We start from the raw sequence: 10416 nt of genomic DNA, 5'->3' as shown, positions 1-10416 counted from the left end.
TGGCGAATCCGATCTTCTTCATTGTGGTGCCCTCTTCCGATGAGTTGAAGGTGGCGTCGAGCATCGCGCTACGGCTCCACAGGCCGACGATCCGGTGTTGCCATTTCGTCGATCTGAATCATCAAACATCGAGGTCAGAGGGTTAATTCCGGTGGCAGAAATTGATCTGCCGGTGGCAGAAACGCTCCGTCAGCTGGCCGGAATCAGGTCGGCGGGCACCGAGCGGCTTATCATCGTGCCGCATCGAAATGCTTCAGTGTGTCCGACGCCGCGGGCCTCGGGGTGGTTTACCGCAGCGAGCGCCTGGGCTTTGAAAGCTCGTGCGGCGGCGGATAATTCGTGCCGCACCGGGTCGACGCTCAAATCCTCTGGACACTCGTCGCCCCACAACGTCACCTCGGTGTGGCCTTGCTCCAACGCCCCCAGGACGCCTCGCCTGCCTGCCGATGCCCCAGCGCCGCCCCCGCCAGCCGCCCCGCGACGACGAAGGCCGGGGCCTCGGCGGCGAAGCCCGCGAGCGAGGCCAGGCGCCCCGCGCCCAAGACCTGCGTGAAGAGGCCCGGGCTGGAGGGCCCCGCGAGCCGCGACAAGGTCGCGAGCCGCGTCACGCGATACACCGCGCCCGCCGCGCCCATGGCGAAGAGGGCGCTGGGCTCGCTGGCCTGTTGGGCGAGGTTGCGGAGGAGGAATTCGGCGCGGGGGCCGAGGGCGCCGCGGCCGAGGAGGGCGTCGAGACGGCGTTGTGCATGTACCCGTAGGGGCGAACCTTGTGTTCGCTCTCCCCATCCCTGCGCGCGGGCGAGCACAAGGTTCGCCCCTACAAGAGCGGCATACGCCTCAGCGGCCGCTTCCAAGCCGCCGTCCCGCTCTTTCCGAATGCCAAAATTTAACAGGGATTCCAAAAATAAGGAGGGGTCTGTCTCCGCCCGCAGCGCCGCCAATTCCCGAAGGTCCGCTTGCGACAGCCCTCCGCGCAAGCGCCCCTCCAGCTGCGCGAGGATGCGCCCGCGCTGGACGCCGAAATCCGTCTCAGCGGAAGCCTCGCCCGCAGGCGTCGTCGCGGCCCCGTGCCCGAAAAGCATCTCCGGTCCCGGCGCCGTCCTTGGAAAGCCGATCGTCATCCTTACCTCGCTCGAAAAACCGCTTTCTAGGTACTGCTTAGGGTGGAACAAGGCCTTGTCGCAGGCCCCTCGAGAAGGTTGTGAGAAAAGGAATGGAACGCCGCGTCAGAGCTAGAGTTTTTTCAGGTAGAACTCGTTGGAGGAGTGCGGGGCGGGATCCCCCGGCAGCTGGAAGACCCAGCGGAACTTGCCGTAACTGGGCCCCTGGCCGGCGCCCTCGCACTGCAGGCTGGCGGCCGGGAGGCGGAATGCCGGGGCGGCGCCCTCGGTCAGCGGGCAGGCGATCCATTTCCCGCGCCGGAACAGCTCTAGCCTAAGCCCCTGCACCCGGTCGGGGGAAACGCCGTCGGGGAGCGTCCAGGTGAAGAGGAGGGTTTCCCCGGGGAGGTAGTCGTTCTTGTCACTGGTCAGTTGCACGGGCGCCTCGGGCTGCAGGACGCCTACCAATTTGCGCGCCCCGGGGCCTTCGCCCCAATGGCGCACCGGACCGACGTCGATATGGATGAAGTCCATGGGCCCGTAGTAGCCGACGCCGCCAAGTCCTAGGCCTTGCAGGTAGTCGCGCAGGGTTTCCTCGCGGACCTCGTCGATGTGGATGTCGAGGGCCTGCCCTTGGGTGTGAAGGCTGACGGGGCTCACCGCCCGGCCGCTTTTGAGGAGGCTCTCGTTGAACTCCTTGCGCCGGTAGCCCGAGATGATCTCGACGGTGTCCGCCTGGAAGCGGTCTTGGAGGTGATCGACTAAGTCTAAGAGCCTCGGGTCGATGGGGGCCTGCGCGGAATTGTCGCGCGAGCGGAGCAGGGCGTTGACCTGGGACAGACCCTCCGGGAGTACCTTTTCGCCATCCCGAAAGCGGATCTCGCCGAATTCGTTCAAGTGATAGTTAAAGAGGCGGACCTGCCCGTCGCCCCGGGGGTAGCTCTGCGCGGATCCCGGGTTGGGCAGCAGGGCCGACGCCAAGAACAGGCCCAGCGCCGCCCGCCGGCCGCCGCGCCTGACGCGCCTTGTCATCAAGTTCTTGAATTCCCACAACATTTATGTTCTCCCGCCGATATCGAAAGAGAAGGGTTGCCGTGGGGGTATCTTGCGATTTTGAGGGGTGTGTTGTGAAGTGGAATCTGCTGAAATTCTTCCTGATTTTCCTGGGCCTCGCGGCGCTGGCCGCCTGCGGGGGCGGGGCGCCGCAGATCAGCGGCATCGTGGCGATCGCCAATCTCGAGACCACGGCCTGCGTGAAGGCCGAAAAGACCATCCAAATCCGCAACAACGATTCCGAAGAGCCCCAGCGGGTGCAGGGCGTGCACTTCGAGTTCGGCACCAACGACTTCGACAAGGAGGGCAATCGCCCGGAGACCCTGGAAGAGGGTGAGACCTACTTTCAGTTTTTCAAAGTCGAAGAGGTTGCGGTCGGCAATGTGGTGAAGCAGGCCGTTGGTAATATGGTAACGGAGATGATCCTGCCGCCGGGAGGGGTTATGACCGTGAAGGTCAGCTACAACCCCAAGGTCATTACCAAGGGAGATGCCTTTCACAACACCTATCTCGACATCGTTCTCAACGGGCCCAAGCTGGGCGTGATGCAGATCGAGCTGCGTGGCAAGGCGCCGACGGCCCTGGAAGGTTGTGGAACGACTCAGGGCGATCTCAAGAAATTCAGGGTTGATAAGGTCACCATCAGGATTGAGGACAAAGACACGGAAGTTCCGGTCCAAGAGACGACCGACATCACCGAGACTTTCCAGTTCGGCGTCGAGGGAGAAAAGGCCCTGATCGGGAAAGCGGATTTTCCGAGCATCCCCATCGACACCCCGCAAGGGGCGGTTTCCGCCGACCTAGAGGATGAGACCTTCGAGGGCACCTTTGACGGCGCGAAACTCGAATTCCCCGCCGTGCGGTTGTCGGTGCTTGGTCAAATCACCGTCGAAGGCAAGCTCACGACGGAAAGCGTCGAAGTCACCGCTCCCGACGGCACCTTATCCGCGACGGGCTCCGCCTTGGCGGACGGCAAAATGAAATTGGTGTTCGGCTCCATTCTTCCGCAGAACGGCCTGCTTCAGCAATTGCAGGGGGGCGCGATCGTCGCGGAAATCGAGTTGACGGAAACAAATTAGATTTTTTCTTTAAAAACATTCGAAGAGTATCGAGGGGGCACATGGCGCCTGGCTTCGCGCGACCCTCCATCTTCTTCGTTTCAAAAAATGGAGGTGTCTATGTGGCCCGTAATCGCGTTCGGCATTGCGGCTGTTTCCGCCATATTCTTAGGGGGGTGCCAGGGTGAGCCTGGTCCTCGCGGAGCTAACGGGTCGCGCGGACCCGAAGGCCCCAAAGGAGACAAGGGCGCGTCCGGCCCCCAGGGCCCGGCGGGGCCCCAAGGGCCCCAGGGCCTTCCAGGTCCGATTGGGCCGGAAGGAACTCCGGGACCGGAGGGAAAAAGCATTTCATGGTCCAAGTGTGAATTTAAAAAAGTCGGCCCTGTTAATGAGAATCTCGGCCAGGGCCATACCACTGCTTACCTGGATTGCGGTCCCGGAAAGATTTTGTTTAATGCGGGATGCGATTTTACGACGGGCCTCATCAACGCCCAGGGGCAAAGGACCGTAAGCGCGCCTTGCACGACGCAATCGACCAAGGATATTGCGGGAAAACCCGGACCGCTTTGCATGGGGGTTCCTGATCCTGAGGCGGCGTTGCGCATATGGTTTTGTCGAAATCACGTGTGGGGGGCGACGGATTCCTCGGCGGCATCGATTTCGGTCTATGGGACATGTTGTCCTAAGGAATGATTCCTGGGGTGTGGTCACCGACCTGGACGTCGGCACGATCAGCTTCGAAGGTTCGACCTTGAACGACGCCGGCGAGATGAAGCTCGTCGTCGCGGCGCCGCATTCGGAATGGAAATCACCTTGAAAAAGAAATAGGCCCGAGGCCTTGCCTCACTCCCCGCGATCCTCGGTGATGGAGGCGAGGGCGGTTCCGTCTGGCAGGGAAATCGGCGGGGTCGCAGGAATCATGGCCCCGTTCCAAAGTCTTCGAAAAAATTCCTCGACGGCCAGGATTTGAATCCCGTCTTCGGTTTGACGGTTCCACGTCTCCAAGCTCACGACAATCCTTTCGCCTAAGGGCATTTCTTCCGCCAGCGCGCGAAGCCCCTTCAAATCACCGTCGGTGATCCGTTCCTTGGCCTTGACTTCAATAGCCAGGTGATCCCCGACGACCAAGTCGACTTCGAATTTGGATTGGCTCCGCCAAAAGGTCAATGGGAGGTCGATCCGCGAATAGTCGAGATAGGCGCGGACCTCGAGGGTGACGAGATGTTCCAAGGCGCGGCCGAAGTCCGCCGAACCCGGCAAAATTTGCCCGCGGCGCATCAGATAATTCGCGACGCCGACGTCGAAGAAATAAAATTTGGCGGTGGAAACGGGTTTCCGCTTCGCGGTTTTTTGAAAAGGCGGAATCATTAAGCCGATCAAGGTGTCCGTGAGGATCTGATAATATTCACGGACGGTTTTCGGCGGGAGCCCCGCATCGTTGGCGACCTTGGTGAAGTTGACCAGCTCGCCGTTCGTCAGACCCGCCGTATCCAAGAATCGCGAAAAATTTTCGATCGATCGGGTCAAGCCTTCCGCCCGGATCTCTTCCTGTAAATAAGTCCCGACATAGGCCTTGAGATCTTCCAGGGGGAGCGGCGAGTCGATCACCGCCGGCAGGCTGCCTCGGTTGAGGCGGTCCGTCAGCCGCTGGAAATCGAGCTCGGCCGAGACGAGCGGGTGCAAATGACAGATCCAAGCGCGACCCGCGAGCAGATTGGCGTCGCTTCGTTTGAGCTTGCGGGCGCTACTGCCCGTCAGGATGAAGCGACGCCGCGGGTCTTGATCGATGAGGAATTGGACCTCGTCCAGCAGGGCCGGGAGCTTTTGAATTTCATCGAGGATCACGAGGCGATCCTCGGGCCTCAGGGACTGCCGGAGTAATTCCGGGCGCGAACTTAAATCGCGAAAGGTATCGGCGCGCAACAGGTTGAAGGACTTGGCTTGGGGGAATTGGTGCTGAAGGAGGGTGCTTTTCCCGGTCTGCCTGGGACCCAGCAAGAAAAGGGATTTATGCTTTAACAGCTGATTAATATTAAGTTTTCTTTCATAATATTTAATCACGCAAGTATTTTGCCGAATTTCATTTAATTTGGCAATTTAATCTCAGATATAACGATACGGTTAAAATTTTTTCATAACTAGCTGAAATTAAAAACGAAAAACCAATACCATGGAGGGTTGGGTCTTGCAGTGAGGTGGCCATTGCCCCCTCTCGCACTCGAGTCTCTACGGCTCGAGAGCATTACAAAGGGCGAAGAGTCTATCCGCCGGTCTTACTTCAAGGCAGCCCCGCCAACCATTGATCCGCGCTCAGGACTTGGATACGACCCGACTGCTTTCGGACGTTACTTTGCGCGGTCAACTGAATGCCCGGTATTTGGAGGCGATTCGCGAAATAATCCAAGGATTCTGAAATTTGCGTATCGCCCCACTTGGCTTCCACCAGCAGCCAAGGTTTTTTGGCCTCGGTGATGAGAAAATCCACTTCCCGCCGGTCTCGGTCGCGGAGGAAAAATAGTTCGAAATTTCCCATCCCCAGGTCTCGCCAAATTTGCACGGCCTTCCATAGGTGGCTGGCCACCAAGTTTTCGAAACGCGCGCCCTCGGACGGCACCTGGGACCAATCCCAAAGATACAGCTTTTTTTCTTTGTGAATCGCTCGACTCAATTGTTGGGTATAGGGTTTCAAGATGAAAATCAGATAAAGATTTTCGAGCGTGTTCAGCCAAGATAGGACGGTGTTGTAGGCGACCCGCAGGTCTTCCTTCAATGCATTGATGCTCAGGATAGAGCCGACTCGATCCGGGAGTAACAACAGAAGGTGCTCGATGAGGCTCAGTAAGCTGATATTGGTCAAGTCGCGAATGTCTTCCCGGACGAGGAGCTCATTGCGCTGGATCGACCAGCGGGCGTGAGCCTGCTCCGATCCCTTGTAAAAAGGCTCGGGGAAGCCGCCGAACTTCATTAAACTCTCGAGTAGTGCAGGATCTCCGCGGGATGCGGCATCTTCAAATAGATCCTTGGGCGGAAGAATCCGTGAGGGAGAGGTGATTTCACCCATCGTGAGCGGGTGTAGGTGAAAGAGAAAATATCGTCCCACCAGGCTATCGCCTCCCTTACGGTAGATGTCCATCCTGGCGGAACCTGTAACCAAGACGCTTAAGGTCGAATGGTATTTGTCATAAACCCCTTTGAGGAAACTTTTCCAACGATCGTATTTGTGGAGTTCATCGAGTACGACAAAGCGATCTCCAAGGAAATTCTTAGCGAGGATCTGCCGGCGGTCCTCCGCTAAATCCCAGTTGTAATACTTGCCCTTGATATTTTGCAGGATGGCCTTGGCCAGGTGGGTTTTTCCAACCTGCCTAGGGCCGGAAAGAAAGACGAATTTTTCCTGGAGGTCCCGTTCGATCCAGGGTTGGAGACTTCTCATGGAGCCTATATAGCACTGAAATATTGGCATGCCAATATTTCAGTGCTAGCTCAATAAAAAGTGGGGATATGTGTAGTTAACTTATTGTAATTATTAAATATTATTTCAATACCAGATCAGTTCAAGCCCGCGCCCGCTTCTCCTCATCCTCCCACGCCGCCTCCGGCGCTTCCTCCAAATCCTCGACGTGGTACTTCTTCCGCTCCAGCCATGCCAGCAGGCTGTAGGCGCAGGGCACCACGAAGAGGGTGAGCAGGGTCGAGATGAAGACGCCGCCGATGATGACCGTCGCCATGGGGACGCGGGTCTCCGAGCCGGCGCCCAGCCCTAAGGCCGGCGGGACGGCCGCGGCCAGGGTCGCGAAGGAGGTCATCAGGACCGGCCGCAGGCGCTGCGGGCAGGCAGAGAGCAGGGCCGCCGTCTTGTCCAAGCCCGCCTCGCGGCGCTGGTTGGTGAAGTCGACCAGCAGGATCGAGTTTTTCTTCACGATGCCCATCAGCAAGATCACGCCGATGAAGCTGTAGATGTTCAGCGATTGGTGCGTCAGGTAGAGGGCCAGCCAGGCGCCCGAGACGCTGAAGGGCAGGGCCAGCAGGACCGTGAAGGGATGGATGAAGCTGTTGTACTGGCTGCCGAGCACCATGTAGGCGACGATGATGCCCAAGACCAAGACGAAGAGCAGGCTCTGGAAGGACTCTTTGAAGGTCTCGGCCGAGCCGCTCAACACCGTCCGGTAGCCCGCGGGCAGCGTCTCCTTGGCGAGCTTGTCGACCTCTTTGAGCGCCTCGTCCTGAGATTTTCCCGGGCCGACGTTGGCGAAGATGCCGATGGCGCGCTCGCGGTCCTTGCGGGTGATGCTCTTCAGGGTTTCGCGCTGCTTGATCGTCACCACGTCGCTCAGCTTGACCAGCTCGCCGCGCTGGTTGCGCACGTAAAGCCGGTCGATGTCCTTCGAGCTCTGCCGCGCGTCCTCCTCCAGGCGCACCCGGATGTCGTTGCGGTGGCCCGATTCGGTGAACTTGCCCGTCTTGGCGCCGCCGATCATCGCGTTGATCACGCGCCCGATGTCCTCCACGCTGACCTGCCGCGCCTGCGCGGCGTCGCGGTTGGGCGTGATCTGGATCTCGGGCTGGCCGAATTGGTAGTCGGTGTCGACGTCGACGAAGTAGGGATTGCCCTTCATCTTCTTCATCAGGTCTTCCGAGACCTGGGTCAGCTTTTCCCAATCGGGCCCGCGCACGGTGAACTCGACGGGAAACCCGCGCTGCGCGGTGAAGCCGCGGGTGGAGAGGTCTTGGATGACCACCTTCAGGTCGGGGAGGGTGTTGAGCTCCTCGCGGACCCGGGACATCAAGTCGGATTGCTTTAGCGGTCGCCCCAGCTTCGGGTCGATGGGCCGCTCCTTGGGGTCCTTGAGGGTGACGAAGACGATACCGGTGTTGACCTCGCCGCCGCCGAAGCCGCCGACCGCGGCGAAATAACGCACGACCTCCGGATGCTTCGAGATCATCGCCTCGGCCTGTTTCATCATGCCGTCGGTGTAGGCCAGCGACGAGCCCAGCGGGGTCTGCAGGCGGATCAAGAACATGCTCTGGTCTTGGGCGGGGACGAACTCCTTCTTGACCTTCGGCAGCACCAGGAAGGAGGCGGCGAAGAGGGCGACCGACACCAAGATCACCGACCAGCGCCAGTTCAGGCAGAATCTCAGGACCCTTTCATAAATGCGTATCAGGCCGCCGAAGACGCCGTCGACCGCGCGGCCGAAGCGGTTTTGGTCGCCGTGCTTGACCTTCATGTAGGAGAGCCGCATCGGGGTCAGCGTCAGGGCTTCAATCAAGGATAGGCCGACCGCCACCGCCATCGTCACGCCGAATTGGAAGAAAAACTTTCCGATGATCCCCTTCATGAAGATGACCGGGATGAAGATCGCGATGATCGCCAGCGTGGCCGCCACCGCGGCGCCGGTGATTTCGCGCGCGCCGTCCTTGGCCGCCTGCATCGGCGTCTTGCCCATCTCCTGGTGGCGGACGATGTTCTCCAAAATCATGATCGCGTCGTCGACCACGATGCCGATCGCCAGGATGAGGCCCAGCATCGTGAAGTTGTTGATCGTGAAGCCGGCGAAGTAGAGGAAGGTGAAGCTGCCGACGATCGACACGGGGATCGCCAGCAGGATGTTGAAGGTCGAGGTGAAGGAGGCCAGGAAGAGCAGGCAGACGATCGCGGTCAGGATGGCCGCCAGGACCAACTCGTGTCTCAGGTCGTTGACCGTCTGCTTGATGAAGCGCGTCGAGTCGAAGTTGACGGCCAGCTTGAGGCCCTCGGGGAGGGTGGGGCGGATCTCGTCCATTTTCTTTTTCACCGCGTCGGCGACGGCCACGGCGTTGGAGCCGCGCTGCTTCTTGATCCCCAGGCCGACGGCGGTCAGGCCGTTGGTGCGGCTGATCCGGCGGATGTCGTCCAGTCCGGCCTCGACCCTGGCGACGTCGCGCATGTAGATGGGCTTGTAGATCGGCTGGCCGCCGCGGGTGCGGATGACGATGTTGCCGAACTCCTCGGGGGTGAAGACCTCGCCCATCGAGCGCAGGTTGTATTCCTTCTCCTTCGTCTCGATGCGGCCCGCCGGGATCTCGCGGTGTTCGCTTTGGACGGCGTCGATGACGTCCTGGACGGTCAGCTCCCAGGCGTCCAATTTCTGCGGGTCGATCCAGATCCGCAGGTTGGGCTCGACGAAGCCGCTCAGCAGGACCTCGCCGACGCCGCTCACCGTCTGCATCTTGTCCTTGAGCTGGTCGCGGGCATATTCCATCAGGAAGCGCAGCGGCTTGTCCCCCGAGAGCGAAATCCACATGATCGGCTGGTCCTCGGGGTTGGTCTTGGTCACGATCGGCGGGTCGATGTCGGTGGGCAGCCGGTTCTGCGCCTGGGCGATCTTGGTCTGCACCTCCTGCAGGGCGACGTCGATGTCGCGGTTCAATTCGAACTCGATCGTGATGTTGGCCTCCTCCTGCCGCGAGGAGGAGGTGATATTGCGGATGCCCTGTATCGAGAGCACGGCGTCCTCGATGACGTCGACGACGTCCGATTCCATGATCTCCGGCGCCGCGCCTTCGTAGGTGACGGAGATGTTGACCACGGGAAAGTCCACGTCCGGCATCTCGCTGATGCCCATCCTCGTCAGGCTGATCGCGCCGAACAGGATGAGGCCGAACATCAGCATCCAGGCGAAGACGGGGTTCTTGATGGAGATGTCGGCTAAGTTCATGGCATGGCTCCCGCGGTGACCTGGAGGGCCAGCCAATCCAGCCAGGTCTGCACCTCGGCGGTGTTGCGCTGGCGGAGCGCGTCCAGCCAGGTTTGCTGCGATTGCAATAGGTCGATGGTGTTGATCAGGCTGTCCTTGAAGTCCTGGGCCTGCAGGCCGTAGCTGTTGCGCGCCTTGTCGGCGGCGCTCTGGAATTTCTTGAATTGATTCCGGGACGAGACGTAGCCGTCGTAGGACTTCTGTACCTCGGTGCCGGCGCTGCGGCGGGTGAGCTCTTCCTGGAGCTGGGCCTGCTTGGCCAGGGTCTTGGCCTCGCGGATCTGCCCGACCGTCTCCCAGTTGAAGACCGGGATTCCCACGTTGAAGGTCGCGTCCCACTTGATGTCGCGCTGGAAGCCGGCGCGGTAGGGGTAATAGTTGGCGGTGACGTCGGCCTGCGGAAGCAGGTCGCCCTGACGGATCTTCACCTCGCCCCGGGCCAGCTGTACGGCGTCGCGGGCGGCCTGG

The 10416-nt window shown here is 60.3% G+C and carries 8 protein-coding genes and 1 pseudogene; 1 reads left to right on the top strand and 8 read right to left on the bottom strand.

All coding sequences use genetic code 11. The features are described from left to right. Window positions 1-189 precede the first annotated feature (189 nt). From FBR05_13025 to FBR05_13015, 3 genes and pseudogenes are all read right to left on the bottom strand, one after another. A pseudogene (locus FBR05_13025) lies at window positions 190-438 on the bottom strand (hypothetical protein). After that, a complete protein-coding gene (locus tag FBR05_13020) occupies window positions 393-1121 on the bottom strand; it encodes a hypothetical protein (GenBank protein ID MDL1873101.1) in 729 nt (242 codons plus the stop codon). Before FBR05_13020 ends, FBR05_13025 begins: the two are co-directional and overlap by 46 nt. A 111-nt stretch (window positions 1122-1232) precedes the next feature. Further along, window positions 1233-2156: a DUF882 domain-containing protein gene (locus tag FBR05_13015; protein MDL1873100.1), complete on the bottom strand. Its 924-nt coding sequence runs from the start codon at window positions 2154-2156 to the stop codon at window positions 1233-1235. A gap of 71 nt (window positions 2157-2227) precedes the next feature. On the opposite strand from FBR05_13015, the gene FBR05_13010 reads away from it, so the two are divergent. Beyond that, entirely contained in the window at window positions 2228-3232 is a 1005-nt protein-coding gene (locus tag FBR05_13010) for a hypothetical protein (GenBank protein ID MDL1873099.1), read from the top strand. An 80-nt stretch (window positions 3233-3312) separates the two neighbouring features. Here the strand turns inward: FBR05_13010 and FBR05_13005 are convergent, their stop codons facing one another. From FBR05_13005 to FBR05_12985, 5 genes are all read right to left on the bottom strand, one after another. Continuing rightward, window positions 3313-3558, bottom strand: coding sequence for a hypothetical protein (locus FBR05_13005; GenBank protein MDL1873098.1), 246 nt, complete (start codon window positions 3556-3558; stop codon window positions 3313-3315). A 496-nt stretch (window positions 3559-4054) separates the two neighbouring features. Beyond that, window positions 4055-5209: an ATP-binding protein gene (locus FBR05_13000; protein ID MDL1873097.1), complete on the bottom strand. Its 1155-nt coding sequence runs from the start codon at window positions 5207-5209 to the stop codon at window positions 4055-4057. 280 nt (window positions 5210-5489) lie between these two features. Continuing rightward, on the bottom strand, window positions 5490-6674 hold the full coding sequence (locus FBR05_12995) for an ATP-binding protein (protein MDL1873096.1): 1185 nt from the start codon (window positions 6672-6674) through the stop codon (window positions 5490-5492). Between the two features lie 91 nt (window positions 6675-6765). Continuing rightward, entirely contained in the window at window positions 6766-9909 is a 3144-nt protein-coding gene (locus FBR05_12990) for an efflux RND transporter permease subunit (GenBank protein ID MDL1873095.1), read from the bottom strand. Beyond that, window positions 9906-10416, bottom strand: a 511-nt coding sequence (locus FBR05_12985) for a TolC family protein (GenBank protein MDL1873094.1), incomplete at its 5' end; no start/stop codon positions are given. The genes FBR05_12985 and FBR05_12990, both read right to left, overlap by 4 nt.

The sequence above is a fragment of the Deltaproteobacteria bacterium PRO3 genome (assembly GCA_030263375.1).
In the GTDB taxonomy this organism is placed as follows: domain Bacteria; phylum UBA10199; class UBA10199; order DSSB01; family DSSB01; genus DSSB01.
Note: the sequence above shows the minus strand (reverse complement) of the source record. Positions and strands in the feature narration are given on the sequence as shown.

Excerpts from the sequence above, each read along its gene's own strand:
- FBR05_13020 (MDL1873101.1), bottom strand. The coding sequence starts at position 1,121 with ATGACGATCGGCTTTCCAAGGACGGCGCCGGGACCGGAGATGCTTTTC.
- FBR05_13015 (MDL1873100.1), bottom strand. The coding sequence starts at position 2,156 with ATGTTGTGGGAATTCAAGAACTTGATGACAAGGCGCGTCAGGCGCGGC.
- FBR05_13005 (MDL1873098.1), bottom strand. The coding sequence starts at position 3,558 with ATGCTTTTTCCCTCCGGTCCCGGAGTTCCTTCCGGCCCAATCGGACCT.
- FBR05_12995 (MDL1873096.1), bottom strand. The coding sequence starts at position 6,674 with ATGCCAATATTTCAGTGCTATATAGGCTCCATGAGAAGTCTCCAACCC.
- FBR05_12990 (MDL1873095.1), bottom strand. The coding sequence starts at position 9,909 with ATGAACTTAGCCGACATCTCCATCAAGAACCCCGTCTTCGCCTGGATG.